The organism is Burkholderia sp. FERM BP-3421 (genome assembly GCF_028657905.1).
Classification (GTDB): domain Bacteria; phylum Pseudomonadota; class Gammaproteobacteria; order Burkholderiales; family Burkholderiaceae; genus Burkholderia.
In genome coordinates this window covers 2,555,037-2,569,133 of record NZ_CP117781.1, presented here as the reverse complement: position 1 = coordinate 2,569,133, position 14,097 = coordinate 2,555,037, and the positions used below count along the sequence as shown (strand labels likewise).

The 14,097-nt window shown below is 60.6% G+C and carries 13 protein-coding genes and 2 pseudogenes; 5 read left to right on the top strand and 10 right to left on the bottom strand.

The genetic code is table 11. The features are described 5' to 3' along the window. Positions 1 to 69: 69 nt before the first annotated feature. Positions 70 to 1,044: a GlxA family transcriptional regulator gene (locus Bsp3421_RS14210; RefSeq protein ID WP_273996574.1), complete on the top strand. Its 975-nt coding sequence runs from the start codon at positions 70 to 72 to the stop codon at positions 1,042 to 1,044. A gap of 583 nt (positions 1,045 to 1,627) precedes the next feature. Here Bsp3421_RS14210 and Bsp3421_RS14205 read toward each other — a convergent pair. After that, positions 1,628 to 2,638 carry a quinone oxidoreductase family protein gene (locus tag Bsp3421_RS14205; protein WP_273996573.1) on the bottom strand — a complete coding sequence of 337 codons (1,011 nt, stop codon included), beginning with the start codon at positions 2,636 to 2,638 and terminating at the stop codon, positions 1,628 to 1,630. Positions 2,639 to 2,716: 78 nt separating this feature from the next. Between Bsp3421_RS14205 and Bsp3421_RS14200 the strand changes: the two genes are divergently transcribed. The 3 genes from Bsp3421_RS14200 (at position 2,717) to Bsp3421_RS14190 (ending at position 5,057) form a co-directional block, all read left to right on the top strand. Then, entirely contained in the window at positions 2,717 to 3,691 is a 975-nt protein-coding gene (locus Bsp3421_RS14200; RefSeq protein WP_273996572.1) for a LysR family transcriptional regulator, read from the top strand. Positions 3,692 to 3,871: 180 nt separating this feature from the next. Further along, positions 3,872 to 4,360 carry a hypothetical protein gene (locus Bsp3421_RS14195; protein WP_273998443.1) on the top strand — a complete coding sequence of 163 codons (489 nt, stop codon included), beginning with the start codon at positions 3,872 to 3,874 and terminating at the stop codon, positions 4,358 to 4,360. 82 nt (positions 4,361 to 4,442) lie between these two features. Continuing rightward, entirely contained in the window at positions 4,443 to 5,057 is a 615-nt protein-coding gene (locus tag Bsp3421_RS14190) for a hypothetical protein (RefSeq protein ID WP_273996571.1), read from the top strand. Between the two features lie 46 nt (positions 5,058 to 5,103). Here Bsp3421_RS14190 and Bsp3421_RS34400 read toward each other — a convergent pair. The 7 genes and pseudogenes from Bsp3421_RS34400 to Bsp3421_RS14170 all read right to left on the bottom strand — a co-directional run. Beyond that, positions 5,104 to 5,301 (bottom strand): annotated as a pseudogene (locus tag Bsp3421_RS34400) (IS110 family transposase); the annotation flags it as partial. Between the two features lie 196 nt (positions 5,302 to 5,497). Beyond that, positions 5,498 to 9,409 (bottom strand): Dyp-type peroxidase, encoded by a 3,912-nt coding sequence (locus Bsp3421_RS14185; RefSeq protein ID WP_273996570.1) that lies wholly within the window; start codon positions 9,407 to 9,409, stop codon positions 5,498 to 5,500. Between the two features lie 274 nt (positions 9,410 to 9,683). Continuing rightward, the gene (locus Bsp3421_RS34395) at positions 9,684 to 9,830 is read right to left on the bottom strand and encodes an integrase core domain-containing protein (protein ID WP_443111450.1); all 147 of its coding nucleotides are present in this window, start codon (positions 9,828 to 9,830) and stop codon (positions 9,684 to 9,686) included. Beyond that, positions 9,773 to 10,228, bottom strand: a complete 456-nt coding sequence (locus Bsp3421_RS34390; RefSeq protein WP_443111517.1) for a DDE-type integrase/transposase/recombinase — start codon at positions 10,226 to 10,228, stop codon at positions 9,773 to 9,775. The genes Bsp3421_RS34395 and Bsp3421_RS34390 overlap by 58 nt, the downstream gene beginning before the upstream one ends. Positions 10,229 to 10,270: 42 nt before the next feature. Beyond that, positions 10,271 to 10,445, bottom strand: a pseudogene (locus tag Bsp3421_RS34385) (transposase); the annotation flags it as partial. Positions 10,446 to 10,588: 143 nt separating this feature from the next. Further along, complete coding sequence (locus tag Bsp3421_RS14175) at positions 10,589 to 11,764, bottom strand: nucleoside deaminase (protein ID WP_273996569.1); 1,176 nt, start codon at positions 11,762 to 11,764, stop codon at positions 10,589 to 10,591. Between the two features lie 277 nt (positions 11,765 to 12,041). Then, positions 12,042 to 12,191 carry a hypothetical protein gene (locus Bsp3421_RS14170; RefSeq protein WP_273996568.1) on the bottom strand — a complete coding sequence of 50 codons (150 nt, stop codon included), beginning with the start codon at positions 12,189 to 12,191 and terminating at the stop codon, positions 12,042 to 12,044. 147 nt (positions 12,192 to 12,338) lie between these two features. On the opposite strand from Bsp3421_RS14170, the gene Bsp3421_RS14165 reads away from it, so the two are divergent. Continuing rightward, positions 12,339 to 12,470 (top strand): hypothetical protein, encoded by a 132-nt coding sequence (locus Bsp3421_RS14165; protein ID WP_273996567.1) that lies wholly within the window; start codon positions 12,339 to 12,341, stop codon positions 12,468 to 12,470. Between the two features lie 7 nt (positions 12,471 to 12,477). On the opposite strand, the gene Bsp3421_RS14160 is transcribed toward Bsp3421_RS14165, so the two are convergent. Then, positions 12,478 to 12,936, bottom strand: coding sequence for a hypothetical protein (locus tag Bsp3421_RS14160; RefSeq protein ID WP_273996566.1), 459 nt, complete (start codon positions 12,934 to 12,936; stop codon positions 12,478 to 12,480). A gap of 50 nt (positions 12,937 to 12,986) precedes the next feature. Next, positions 12,987 to 14,081 carry an acyltransferase family protein gene (locus Bsp3421_RS14155; RefSeq protein WP_273996565.1) on the bottom strand — a complete coding sequence of 365 codons (1,095 nt, stop codon included), beginning with the start codon at positions 14,079 to 14,081 and terminating at the stop codon, positions 12,987 to 12,989. Positions 14,082 to 14,097: the final 16 nt, after the last annotated feature.

The window sequence follows — 14,097 nt, the reverse complement described above, 5'->3', positions numbered from 1 at the left end:
TGGACGGATCGATTTTATGCAGGTAGCCTTTGGCAGAATTGCCATTTACCCCACAGTTTTCGCCACGTGATGTCAGCCGAAGCACGATCCATCTTGCTGGTCGCTTTTCCGGACGTTCAACTCCTCGACGTCAGCGGGCCATTGCAGGTTTTTGCCTCCGCCAATGAACTGGCAGTAGAGCGAGGGCTTGCAGAACCTTACGTACTTCGGGTTGTTGCAGCCGAGGCCGGGCTCGTGACCTCCTCCTCCGGCTTGGCCCTGCTGACCCATTCCATACATTCAGTGAAAGGGCCTATTGACACGCTCGTCGTTCCGGGCGGCCGCGGCGTTTCTGCGGCATCGGCGGATGCGCGCTTGACCCGTTGGACACGGCGGCAAGCCAGCCGATCAAGGCGCATCGCCTCCGTGTGTTCCGGGGCTTTTCTGCTGGCAGAGGCCGGATTACTGGATGGCCGACGTGTGGTCACGCATTGGACCCGCTGCGACGAACTCACGAACCGCTATCCCAAGCTGCGCGTAGAAACCGATCCAATATTCGTTCGCGACGGCGATATCTGGACATCCGCAGGTGTGACCGCAGGAATCGATCTCGCCCTTGCGCTCGTGGAAGAAGACCTCGGCCGTTCGGTAGCACTGGAAGTCGCTCGTGAACTCGTCGTCTTTCTGAAGCGCCCAGGCGGCCAGTCCCAGTTTAGTGCCATGCTGTCGATGCAAAAGGCAGATGACAGGTTCGGTGAATTGCACGCATGGATGGCGGCACACCTGGCGTCTGATCTTTCCGTTCCTTTGCTAGCCAGACGACTCCACATGAGCGAACGCAGCTTCATGCGTCACTACAAGGCGGAAACGGGCCGGACACCTGCGCGCGCGGTTGAGCAACTCCGAGTCGAGGCAGCACAGCGACTACTCGGCGAGACGTCATGGCCGGTCAAACGCATCGCAAGCCGTTGCGGATTCGGTAGTGAAGAAAGCATGCGGCGTAGCTTCGTCCGGTTACTGCGGGTCGCTCCTCAAGCGTATCGGGAGCGGTTCTCATTTTCCTGACAGGCGCATCGTGCGTGTGCCATGCGATGGAAAGTTTGCCGGTCAGTTCGTTCCATCGGAAAACTGTCTGTCGTGCGCACCCACGCGGAAGGGGAGTCATTGGGGGGCGCTCGATGTCCCGCAATGTCCATCAGTCGCGCATGACCGATGTTGGAGCACGAAACGGCCGCTGGAGCGTCCTGCCGACCGCTGGGTCGAAGGTCAGAAACTGGCCGTCAGCCGCCGCTCCGCATCTCCGACATCTGGCTGATTGGCTATCTTCGCGCGGGCGCGACCTGACCACTGGTAACTCGGGCAACCCAAAGCGACTTTCCCGAGCACCATGAGCACCCAGCCCACCGACATACCTGCAAACGTCACTCCCATGATGCACCGGTGGCACGCCACGCCTCCCTGCAGACCACCACGAGCTACGTGAACGCGGAACAGCAGCGCATGCGTCAGGAAGCGGCGAAGTACCACGCGCGGCTGGCGGACCGTCGGGGCGAGTAAGGTGCGGTAGATTCGGTATTGGGGACCAACCGAAGCTTTTCATTGTTACGCGCCTGCCTTGAGATGTCGCGCCTTTGGACGCCCGTCCAGATCAGGGCTGCAAAAGTATCGAGCCGCTGGTTTCGCCGGCTTCCAGGCGACGCTGCGCTTCAGCCGCCTGGGCCAGAGGAAGCACTGTTCCAATGTTCGCCCTCATGCCGCTCTGCAAGCGCTGGAACGTGGCCAGCACTCCTTCCTCGTAGCGTGCCGGGTCGGACATGAAGCGGAATACACTTGGGCGAGAAAGGGCAACCGAGAGGGTCGAGCCAAGCAGAGCCAGGTCGATCGGTCCCGAGTCTCCACTGACCTGACCAACGCTGGCGACCATTCCGAAGGGACGTACAGTCCCTAGCGTCTCGATGAGGGTCTTGCCGCCGATGCCGTCAATTGCGTAGTCGACTCCGCATCCGCAAGTCAGTGCTTGTGTCGCGGTGACAAAATCCTGTTCGCGATAAAGAATCGCTTCGTCAAGGCCATGCTCTTTCGCCAATTCCGCCTTCGCCGACGAGCCAACCGTGCCTATGACACGGGCGCCCAGCGCCTTGGCCCATTGCACGAGGACGAGGCCCAAACCGCCGGCGGCCGCGTGGACCAATACGGTGTCACCAGCCTTGACGGGATAGACATATGAACACAGCATATGGGCTGTGATGCCGCGCAGCAGAAGACTAGCCGCAGTGTCATCACCTATGTCGTCGGGCAGCGGAAGAACGCGGTCGGCGCAAATATTGCGGACGCTGGCGTAGCTACCGGTTGGTGGGCCTGCGTAGGCCACGCGCTGCCCTAGGTGCAGTGATTCGACGCCAGGGCCGACGGCGTCAATGACACCGGCACCCTCGACACCTAGAACTGTGGGCAGCTCTGGCAGGGCGTAGAGGCCGGTGCGGTGATAGATGTCGACGAAATTGACGCCGATCGCAGTGTGGCGGATTCGAACTTCCCCGGCCACGAGGGCAGGGAGTGCAACCTCGCGAAGGCTCAATTGCGAAGCGTCGCCGTATTGCCCGATTACCACTTGGGCCGCATGAAACGAGGCTGCGTCGGGTGCGGATTTGGAAGTCATACTGTTCTCCTGGCGATTGATCTTGCAAGCTCATGTTGCACTGGGCAAAATGACTCAACAATTCCAGATAAATTGGCAATGAGTGTGCAAAAAAGCACAGGAAGACTGCTCCCGGAAAGCCTGCGTCTGCAATGGGACGATATACGGTATTTCCTCGAATTGGCGCGGGTCGGGAGTCTCTCGGCAGCAGCACGCAAGCTTAGTGTTGAGCATTCAACTGTTGCTAGACGGGTCGAGGCGCTGGAGCAATCACTGGAAATCAGGCTGTTTGATCGCTTGCCTAAAGGCTGGTCGCTAACACCAGAAGGCGAAACGTTGGCGATGCAGGCGAGACGCCTGGACGACGAAGCACAGGCCTTTTCTCGCGCGGCGGTGGGTGTGTCGTCCCTGAAGGGTACCGTTCGCATCTCTGCTCCACCTGTATTGGCTAGCCATCTGCTGGTACCTCGCCTCGCGGGCATACGATCTCAGTGGATGAACATTGATCTGGAAGTCATGGGAGAATCGCGCGACGCGAATTTGGCTCGTGGCGAGGCCGATCTGGCAATTCGCATGTCAAGGCCAACCGCTTCAGGTTTGGTCGCGCGATGCATAGGGCAGATGAGCTATGGCCTCTATGCTGCCTACGGATATGCGAATCGACCAGAGTCAGAATGGGAATTCTTGGGGTATGACGAAGGTCTTAGTCAAGTACCTCAGCAGCGCTGGCTAAACCAGATTGCTGGAGACCGTCGCTTTGTATTCCGGAGCAATGATCTGGTCGCATTGCTCAATGCCGCACGAGTTGGTTTGGGGATTGCCGCATTTCCGCATTTTCTTGCGACGAATGACACAGCCTTGTGCTTACTGCCAGATCATGCTTGCTCGACTGTTCGGCAGTTGTGGCTCGTGATGCACCCGGACGTCAAACATTCGCCCCGTGTTCGACTGATTGCGGACCTGCTTATTAATCTGGTTGGCGAAACCCCGGAGTTGTCACTAAAAGCTAGTGTCGCTGCAGCTGATCGAGCAGGTGGCGGGCAGCTGGGCCCGGGCGGCGCCGGCGCCCGATGACGCAATCGCGCGCTGGTTCCGGCCGCTCGTCGCCCTGCAGCTGATCGAGGTCGATGTGCGCACCGTCGGCAGCTGGTCGCGTACTGCAACCGCCGCGGCGGTAGCTGGTGGCGGTCGGTGCCGCGCATTGGCGTCGGCCGCGCCCGAATCGTGGTCGGGTGGCTGCGCCGGCATGCCGAGATGATCGGTGATACGGTCGTGCTCGACGTCGAGCGCGTCGAGCGGCTCGCCGCCGCGCCGGAGGCGCGCGTCCCGCTGCGCCGCGACCAGCTGGTGCCGATGCATCGCTTGGCGATGCCGACCGACCTGGACGGTTCGACCGGCACGAATCGCGCACCGGCGTTCTCGTACATCGCGGCCGCGCACGACCTCGACGCCGTGTTCGCGTACCTGCATCGCTACGACGGCCAGGCGGCCACGCAGCGCGCGTACTGGCGCGAGCTCGAGCGCTTCGTGCAGTGGTGCGTGCTGGAGCGCGGCCGGCCGATGTCGTCTGTGCTGGTTGACGACTGCGAGGCCTACAAGGCGTTCCTGGCCGCGCCGTCGGATGCGTTCCGCGGGCCGCAGGCCTCGCGCGCGTCCGGACGTTGGCGGCCGTTTTCGTTGAAGCCCCTGTCGCTCGACAGCCAGCTCTACGCAGTGCGCACGCTGCGCGCGGCCTGCGACTAGCTCGTCAAGGTCCGCTACCTGGCTGGCAATCCCTGGGGCCGTCGCCGATCCGAAGCCGCTGAAGCGCGCGACCAAGCTGCAGGTGCAGCGGGCCCTGCCGATGGATGTGTGGGCGATGGTGCGCGCGCGGCTTGCCGAGCACGGCGAAGGCGTCGGGCCGCAGGGCCCCGACTGGCGCGTCGCGCGGGCGCTGGTGCTGCTGATGGGTGACGCCGGCTTACGCATCGAGGAGGCGGTGACAGCGAAGCGGGGCGGCCTGCAGTGGTGGCCGACCGAGGACGAGACACCGGCGACTTGGATCCTGCGAGTGATCTGCAAGGGCAACAAGGAACGTTTCGTGCCGGTGACCGAGGACGCCATCGATGCGCTACGCGAACACTGGCGCGATCGCGGGCTGGACCTCGACGCCGGCGGTGCCGACGTGCCGCTCGTCGCGCCGACGGTCGTGCCGCCGATGCCGGCGAGACGCGACAAGCTCGGCGTGAATGTGAGCGGAGAGGTGACCCGGGTGGCGGGCTACACGTCGCGCGGCGCACGGCGCGTCGTGCTTTCAGCGTGCTGGCGAGCGTCACCAGCGCCTCGATCCGGACCGTTTCGTAGTCGGTGCGGCTCCATGCGTCCACGCGCGGCTCGGCCCCGCCCGGCCCCTCGGACTGCACCAAGCGCGAGGTCAATTCCACCGCGAGCTCCAGCTTGACCCGGACCACCACCTTGCCGTTGCGGTGCTCCACCGCCACGAACAGGCATGCATCGTCATTGCGCCGCCAATTGAGAATGCGTTGCTCGATCCGAGCAATCTGCTCATCGAGCGCACGGAGTCGCGAAAGCTGATCCTGCAGGCTGTCTAGCAACTCGTCGGCCAGTGACGCCAGCGCGGCTTTGGCGGCGTCGATCGATGCACGACGGCCTTGAGGCAACACGACGCCGAACTCGTAGAGCAATTTCAGGATTGGAGACCAGGCCAAGATCGACGTCGATCCGCCTCTCGCCATGTGGAACGACTGAGATGACCAGGACGGCTCCATCCGATTACCTGGCACGAGCCACGGCTACCGCCGACCGCCACGAACATCCGTTGGTACACAAATCATCCCATGCAGATGGGTCTTCTGCATGGGATGCGCTTCGTCGAGCTACCTATCGCCCCGCATGAAACGGACATTGCCTGCCCGGATCCACTTTCACCTCCTCCGGCAAGGAAACGGGACGCCGCCGATGTTGCTCCTGGATCACCGGAAACACCGATGTGAAGAAGTTTGTCCAGCCGCCGGTGCGAACGCGAAGCAAATCGTATTTCTCAGGCGAGCCGATTGCATCGGCGAAGGTGTCCGGGTTCGCCACGGTCACGGTCAAAATGTTGGATCCCTTTCCTTGCGCAAATTGACGCAGAACTTGCTTCAATTTCTCGGCCGGGAAATCCTCGGCGATATTGAAGTCGCTCGGTGCGCCATCGGACATCAGGCTCGAGCCGCTCCCTTCAAAGCCTGCCAATGCTTCGGCGAAGCCGGCGTACTGATGCTCGACCGGCAAATCCGTCGGACTCGGCGCCGCGCTCATGTCGGAGGCGACCGTCGTGCCCGTTCGTCTGCCGTCCGCGCTGGCGCCGTTCCAGGCTCCCATCTCCACATGGTTTTCAAATGTGCCGACGCCGGGCTGAATCTGAATTCCGAACGGATGATCGGCCGTCCCGTATTTGCTCGCGAAGCTCTGCAGGGTGTCGCGCAGCTGCGGCCAAGGCTGGGTAAACGTCTCGATCGAAATCTGCGCCACCAGCTCGACGATGGTATTGCCGAAGGCGTCGATTTCCGCATGGCCGCGGCCGTAGCGGGGCAGTGACAACGCCACTTCGCGCAAGCGCTTGAAACGGTCGGCGCGCGCCGTGATCCGGCTTTCCCCTGCGAGCTTGCTGATGAAGGGCTCCGTCATCTTGTAGCCCCAATCGCAGCACAGGCATTCCAGCAACTCGGGCAAGGTGGTGACGGCGGTCTCGTCGTCGAACACCAGGCGCTTGATCGCGTACAGGGAGTTGATGGTGGAGCTGAGCGCAATATAGCAAGGGCCATAGATGTTGTACTTGGCCCCACCGCTGTAGAAATCCAGGCCTTTGGCCAGGCAGTCGTCCATCAACGCATTCAGGATCGGAGACGGGCAATACTGGGTATTGTTGCCGTAGCTCATCAACTGGCCGTTGAACGCCTTGCGGTTGAGCCATTCGAAATGCTGCCGATACAACGCCAGCAACGCGTCGAAGCTTTCGATCTGCTCGGCCGGCCTCGTGGTCAGCGATACCGTTTGGCCGAACAGATAGCTTTGGCCCGCGCTGGAATAGGTCCTGCCTTGATTGAGCGCGCACTCCAGCGGCTGCAACGTGGAAAAGCCGCCTAACGAGAACCAGTTTTCGCCGGGGAACTGGGGCTCGTAGCAGCCGTCGCACGCATAGTTCTGCGCCGATTTCATCTCCACGGCCGACCGCCACGCCTTGTTGCCTTGCAGCGGCTCGCCGCCGACGTCGTCGCCGCTGCGCCACAGGCCCTCGATGAGCGTCTCGTCGTTCAGCAGGATAGGATGCGCGCCGCCCGATAGTATCGCGTGCGCGGCTTCTTCCAGGATCTCGTCCGGGATGTCCTTGCGGGTGCGCAGCGACAGGCAGGGCGCATTGAGCGGCAAGCGGCCGGATGCGCGGATGAACAGGCGGGTTACGTCGTTGTAGGCCGGCTTGGTCTTCGCCATATCCGTCTCGCCGTCCGCCACGGTCCCGCCGACGGTGATCTGCTGGATCCATTGACCGAGCGAAGCGCCCTGCGGATAAGGTCCGGAGCTGCCGCCCATCGCCAGATTGCCGAACGGCTGATGGTCTTCCATGAAGATGCGGTTCTGTTGGATCTTTTCGTCGAGCTTGATGTAGAAGGCGTCGATGATCTCTTGCGCTTCCTCGAGCGTGATGGCGTCCCGGTCGAGATAGGGTTGCAGCAGTTGGTCCATGCGGCCGAATGCCGTCGGCTCGCCGTTCAAGTGCAGGCAGGTGTGCAACGTGAAAATGAATTGCACCGCTTCGACGAAGCTGCCGGGTTTTTCCGTCGCGAGCTTGCGCATGCGCCGTTCGATGGCCGTCAGATTCTGCTGCTCCCACGCCTGGCCCGGCTGCATGTCCTGCGCCATCTGCTTGGCCAGATCGGCATAGTTCATGAAGTACTCGGAAATACCTTGCAGCGCCAATGCCGTCGATTGATAGAGATCCCGCTGCTGCTGGGTGGCGGCCTTCCTTTCGTATTGCGCGACCTCGTTCAACAGCCCGCTAAGACCAAGGTCGAGGGCTTTCCGGTAATCGGGAATGACGTGGCCGACGCCGGAGGCTTCGCTCAAGTTGGCAAGGAACCCGTTCAAGCGCTCGGCTTCGCTCAGGTATTTCATCACGTAGCGGCCTTCGCCCAGCGTCAGGTTCGGCATGGCCCCGACGATGATTTCCTCGGGGAAGATGCGGAAGGTGTCGGAGCCGTACACCACGGTCCCTTCTTCTTCCTTCGCTGCGGAATACGGGATCAGGCGGCCGTCGCTCAAGTGGATGCGCCGGCCGCGGAAACCGTATTCCGGCGACGTGAACAGGTGAAGGCTCAGGCGGATCGCCCAGCCCTTGCGCAACATGATGGATTCCCGCATAACGTCGGCCGGCTTGCCGGGCAAGTCGAACTGCGCCATGTAATACGCGATGTCATGCTCGATTTCTTCCTGCTTGCGGTTGAAGTACCAGTTGTCTTGCCACAGCGAGAAAGCATTCTCGAGCAGGCTCAGTATCCGGTTCGATGGCGCCTCGAAATAGTCGCTGCGTTTATTCAGCTTGGTCGCCATGTTGAACAGGTAGTTGCTGTGGTTGTAGTACATCAACCCGTTCTCGGAGGCGACCGTGAAGTGGCGATCCACCCTCGACCAGTCGACGCCCGGAAATTTGTCCCACGTGCCGCGATTCAGCGCATCGAAGTTATTGGCATAGGCGTCGTCGTCCAGCAGCCCGAGATCCTGCAGGCTGGGAACGTAGAAGAATCCTCCCAGGTCCGAGCGCAGATGATTGAACAGACGGTCGTTCATGAAACCATGAACGGCGCCGATCTGGTTTTGCATGACATCCTCGAGGATGCCGATCTCCTTGGCAAAGCCGGCAAAATAGATGCCTTCCTCATCGGCGGCGGTCACGGACTTCGGGTTGCGAAAGGTCGTGCCGGTTTGCGCATTGCCGAAAGGCAGGCCCAGGCGCAGCACCGGCGTGGTGTTGCCGAACTCGTCCTGCACGCGCGACGCCTTGATGTGCGAGCGGGTATCGCGGTCGGGGATGATGGTGTCGTCGGTTTTTCTGCCAATCAGATCTTCGATTTGATCTTCCGACATCATGTTGATTTGATCCCAGTTGATCAGGAATCGCTGCGACAGAACGAACGACGCGCCGAAGTGCTCGACATCGTCCACGCCGACAATCGAATGTTTCGCGAGCGAGATCGGATCGGACGGATTGTTCAGGTTCTCGGCAAAGCGGCAACCGAGCACTCTGCCGCCGTTCGGCTTGTCGCTGCCGCCCGATTTGCTGGCCGCGCTTTGATGAAACGAATCACGGGTGTTTTCGCGCAGCCAGTTCTCGGTCAATTCCAGCACGATGTCGCACGCTTTAGCGTCGTCGCTCTTAATGTGGAACCAGAGGTTTGCCTCCGAATCCTTGAAGTTGCCGTTGGACGCGTCGAAGACCTTCGAGCGGAGGGGATGATCGTCCTGCGGGTAGCGCAGTCGCATCCCTTTGGGCAGGGGCATCTTCTCCTGCTCGCAAATCAGGGCCCAGTTTTCGAAGGACACGCCGGCAACCAACGTAGTGTTCTTGCTGCCGAGCCGCGGGTCGGTGTTGATCTCGCGCCGGACCTCCTGCATCAGCATCGCAAGCTCGCTTCGGGTAATCGGATTCTTGAGCCAGAAACTCGAAAAAATCGCGAAAGGCGCGGGGTAGACCAGGCCGCGTTGCGTATGTTTCCAGACCTCGGTGAAACGCTCATTGAATGTCAGTTCGCTCATGATCGTATTTTCTGATTAAGGTGGATGCTTGTGGGAACCGTTCGGAGTTGCTGCCGCGCCTGAGACAATGGGTTTTGTCGCGATAGCCCACTTCGGGGCGAGCACGGTCGATATGAGAAGGAATGCATTACGAACGCAGCGGGTAAAACAGTTCAGCAGAAGTTTGTTGGGCGCCGTTTTTTTTCATTTGCCCTTTTCCGAAGAGGAACGAACAACGTGGTTGCACCGAGATCCCAGCACGGGCCTCTTAAAGTATGGAAGAAATATTCTGACCTTACCCCGCCGAGTACACCATTCGTAATTTAGTGGGCACGCCGGCTTTCGGTTGATGCAGTTGCCGGAATTGGTCCGGAGCCAGTTGCCCTAAGGCGCTATGCGGGCGCACTGAATTGTAGTCAGTGCGCCAGGCTTCGATTCGCATGCGTGCATCAGTCGATGACTGACGAACGCATGCTGGTTCAAACATTCTTCACGCAGTCGGCCGTTGAAGCTTTCGATGTGCGCGTTTTCCACCGGCTTGCCTGGACGGATGAACTGCAGCTTGACGCCATGTTCGTGCGCCCAGGCATCGAGCGCCTTGCTGACGAACTCCGGCCCGTTATCCACCTGAATCAGGTTGGGACATCGTCCTCGTTGTCGCAACTGCTCGAGCACACGCGCCACGCGTACCCCCGTTAGCGAGAAGTCGACCTCGATGTGCGGGCACTTGCGGTTCCACGCGTCGATGATCGTCAACATGCGTATGCGTCGGCCATGCACCAGCGCGTCAGCAACAAAGTCCATCGCCGAGCTTTCGTCTGCGCCGTTGGGCGTCGGCATGACTACGCGTAGATGACTCGGGCGTTTCTTGCGACGTTTCAGGCGAAGCGATAGGCCTTCCGACACGTCCATGCCGCCGTAACGGCTACGCCAGTTATAGAACGTCGCATCCGATATGCCGTGTTTGCGGCACAGGTCTGCGACCTTCCTTCATGCCTGCGTCGGCTTCCTTCAGCACCCCGATAATCTGCTCTTCGCTGAACCGCGACTTCTTCATGACAAGGGTTCTCCTGCCGCCTTGCCACTAACTTTACAGTGGGATACTTCAGAGGGGAAAGGTCAGACGCGCCCCGGTTCGATCGAACGGGGGGCGCACCGCGACGTGACAACGGATCGCCCCCGATCCATCGCATGCAACGATCAGCTCAGCGCGTGAATCAGCGCCTGATCGGCGACTTGCACCGGCTTGACGCCGATCAGCTGGCTATAGAGCGGCGGCAGCGTCGAACAAAAATCCTCCAGTTGGGCTTGAGGAATCGCGGGCCTCACGTATTGCAGCGGCGAAGGATTTTCGGGGACCAATTCGCCCTCCATCGTCGAGCCGTATGCGCCGAGATCCATGATGCTTTGCGAACTGGTGTCGGGGCCGATCGACATCACAAACGTGCAGTACTTGGGATGGCCCAGATATTTCAACGTATCGGCTACCCCGAGTCCGACGAGCTTGCTGCGAATCTGCGCGTAAGTCCGTGTGACTTCGAGATACGCGCGCCGGATGCGCGACTGGCCTTCGAACCCCGGCAGGCATAGCAGCAGATAGCCGCGATTGTCGAGCATCGCGACGGCGTGGCCCGTCCCGCCGTTCTTCTTGTCCTCGTTCATCGCCGTTTGCAGGAATGAAGCCAAACCCTTATCCGGAGCAAACGGACGCGCTGACTTGTATTGAAGCGCTTGGGGATAGCGCGCCTTCAGTTCCTGGACGATCGGGTTGTTTGGCGGCAGCTTGCCCAGATCGAGGAGATCCTTCAACGGCAGATCCCGATTGATCTTGTCCCTGATGTCGGTCAGCGTCGATGTGAAGATGCTGCTGCAAAGCGCAACGGTGCTGCCTTGCAATTTGCTCCCGCCGGACAACGGCGGAATATTCGGCTTGCCCTGCCGCGCCCGGTTGAAACAATGGCCGTCTTCCACTTCCGGGTAAGCGAACGTCTCCAGCGCCTGCGTTTTCTGCGGGCTGCGCAGCGACGGAAAGTCGAATTTGGTGTTCCAATTGATTCCGGCATAGGTATCGAACGCCGCCACCACGACCTTGAATCCGGCTGTCAGGATCGCCCCCGTGCACATGCAGCAAGGATCGAGCGAGGTGATGACGGTGATCTGCTCCGGGGGGGGCAGATGCAAGGCATCCTTGTTCGCGTAGTACCAATCCACCAGTTGCCGCTCGCCATGGGCGGTGGGATCGTTAATGCGTTCGTTCTCGACGACCCGGTTCGATAAGGCATGCAGCACGTTGCCGTTATCGTCGACGAGCGCGCCGCCCACGCCGAACGTCCCTCTGCAATTCGCCGATACCGCTTCGAGCGCGGCGATCGACATGGCGGACTCCACGGATGTGACTTTCGTTTCGGGCATTTACCGACCTCTCTCGCGTAGGTTGAAACATCGACAAAGAAGCGATGACTCGACGGAAAGACCTGGGTATCGGGAAGCGGCCAAGAGGCGTTCCCTGCTCGCGATGGGCAAACGGATCGCTGCGGAAAAGCAGAAGCCTTGGCATCGATGATGCCAACCATATTCTTTTCCAAACGATTCTGACACCTACCGGAACTGACAGGATGCGCTTATCGTGCGAAGCAAGCGGCTGCCGCGCCCCTCAATTCCACTCCGCCTTGACGTTGACCCTGCCCGTCGCGTTGATGGTTCCGAACCCAATCCGGCCGTTGGCGTTCAGGTTCAGGTTCTCGACATTCAACGGAAAGGACAGATCCGTGTCGAGGTACGACTCATACGCGTATTCGGACAAAGCCGGAGCCGATCAGAACCGCGGGCAGTTTGTCTCGATGGTTGCCCACGCACTCAATGCGATTCCCCGCGAGTTGTGGGGGGAAGCGACGATCGACTTCTTGAATCACAAGGCTGGCAATCCGTACAGCAATCGCTAGGAAAACGTATGAGCATGGTTTTTTACCTCGTCTCGCTGAAGACGATGTCAGCGGGAATCGGTGTGGCGGGGACGCGGTTCATGATGGGCTCCGGAGCGGACGAGATGGGGGTGGCCTACTGCCAGAATCTCTCGGGTTGAGTTGCCGTCAGCCCCCAGGGTCGTCGGCCGGGATCCCGAGGCGGGCCAGCAGCGCCGCTTCAGCCTCATGGCACGCGAGCATAGCGTCGATGTCCGCCGCGTCATCTTCCGGCTCTTCCAGCGCGTCGCAACCGGGCGGGACCGGCCCGATGTCCTGGCCGCGCCGGAGCGTGTCGATTAGCTGCTGGAAGTCCCGTTCTGACGTGAGGAACCCGCAATGATCGATGCCGTAAGCGTTGGTCAGCGACCAACCGCCGCGGTCGGGTTCGTGCCACAGCGTGTAGCCCTCGAAGTTGAATGACGTCCCTTCGCCGTTCGCGTCGACCGTCACGGATTGCATCAACTCGGCCGCGGACGGTAGCGACGCCTCCCAGGCCGCCTGACGCGCGGCAGCGGCGGCCCGTGCCGCATCCTGCGCTGCGGTCGCCGCAAGATAGACGGCAACAGCCGGATTCACCGGTGTCATCTGTGGATGCGGGACGCGTCTCGTGTTTGCCGCCCAGATGCGTCGCCGCGCTACGATGACCTGCTGATTTTCTCTACGCGCGCGCGCAGCGCCGCTCCGCCGCTTTGCACGGCGTCAAGCCAGCACATCAGTCTACGCTTCAGTGGTCCTGCCAGAGGCTTCTCCACGGCAACATGTAGCACCAGCGAAAGGCCGATTGCGCCAACAATGACACCCCAGAACACCGCATCGTGATCAACCGTGTCGCCGAATTGATTGAACAACATGTAGCCAATGTTCTGATGGAGCAGGTAGAGCGGATAGCTAACCGCACCGAACCAGATCCATCGAGGGCTCGCCAATACCGAGGTGCGCCGTAACGCAAGCGCAAGCATCACGGCAAAAAAAGCAGTCATCACAACAGCGATCGTCCATGCATTCAGATTCAATCCGAAGTGCTCGCTGAAGTACGGCAGGAGTTGGAGTTCGCGGTAGAGCGACAGCGCCCACGCACCGCATACGAGCCCGATACGGGACCGCGATAGTCCGTGCCTGCGGATAAGGAAGAGCGCAGCGCCAGCAATGAAGAAGCCCGCGTAGTCCGTCACCAGGAAGGTCTTGAGCTTGATGAACGGGAATGTCTCGACGAGCACCGTAGCGGCCAGCCATACGAACAGCCATCGCTCCGTGCGGTCAATCTGGCCGAGGATCAGCAAAATCGCGACTAGGCGGTAGAATCGTAGCTCCGCACCGAGCGACCAGTACGCACCGTCAATCGGGTCCGAGCCGAACCCGCCGCCAAGCGTCACCATGTTCACTAGGTATTGCGACCAGGTCGCGCTGAAGCGATCGCCGCCTATCGCGAGCGTCACGAGGAAGGTCATCGTACAGCAAACCCAGAACGCCGGTGCCAGGCGTGCCGCGCGCGACGCGATGAAGTTCTTCACGCTGCCGTCGCCAGCCGTCATCAGGATGACAAAGCCGCTGATCATGAAAAACAGGTGCACGCCTAGGAAGCCATATTTTGCGATCGGCTCAAGCAGCGGATAGTGCATGACGGTCAGATCATCAGCTGCATAGCCCCGGAATGCGTAGTGAAAAAACACGACTGCAAGGGCAGCGATGAATCGAAGCAGATCAAGCTCAGGGATTCGTGAATGCTTCACTGTCTACTATTGTTGA

What these genes read in the sequence shown, in the direction of transcription:
- Bsp3421_RS14210 (WP_273996574.1), top strand. Translation starts at nt 70, where the DNA reads ATGTCAGCCGAAGCACGATCCATCTTGCTGGTCGCTTTTCCGGACGTT.
- Bsp3421_RS14205 (WP_273996573.1), bottom strand. Translation starts at nt 2,638, where the DNA reads ATGACTTCCAAATCCGCACCCGACGCAGCCTCGTTTCATGCGGCCCAA.
- Bsp3421_RS14200 (WP_273996572.1), top strand. Translation starts at nt 2,717, where the DNA reads ATGAGTGTGCAAAAAAGCACAGGAAGACTGCTCCCGGAAAGCCTGCGT.
- Bsp3421_RS14195 (WP_273998443.1), top strand. Translation starts at nt 3,872, where the DNA reads ATGATCGGTGATACGGTCGTGCTCGACGTCGAGCGCGTCGAGCGGCTC.
- Bsp3421_RS14185 (WP_273996570.1), bottom strand. Translation starts at nt 9,409, where the DNA reads ATGAGCGAACTGACATTCAATGAGCGTTTCACCGAGGTCTGGAAACAT.
- Bsp3421_RS34395 (WP_443111450.1), bottom strand. Translation starts at nt 9,830, where the DNA reads ATGCGAATCGAAGCCTGGCGCACTGACTACAATTCAGTGCGCCCGCAT.
- Bsp3421_RS34390 (WP_443111517.1), bottom strand. Translation starts at nt 10,228, where the DNA reads ATGCCGACGCCCAACGGCGCAGACGAAAGCTCGGCGATGGACTTTGTT.
- Bsp3421_RS14175 (WP_273996569.1), bottom strand. Translation starts at nt 11,764, where the DNA reads ATGTCGATCGCCGCGCTCGAAGCGGTATCGGCGAATTGCAGAGGGACG.
- Bsp3421_RS14165 (WP_273996567.1), top strand. Translation starts at nt 12,339, where the DNA reads ATGAGCATGGTTTTTTACCTCGTCTCGCTGAAGACGATGTCAGCGGGA.
- Bsp3421_RS14160 (WP_273996566.1), bottom strand. Translation starts at nt 12,936, where the DNA reads ATGACACCGGTGAATCCGGCTGTTGCCGTCTATCTTGCGGCGACCGCA.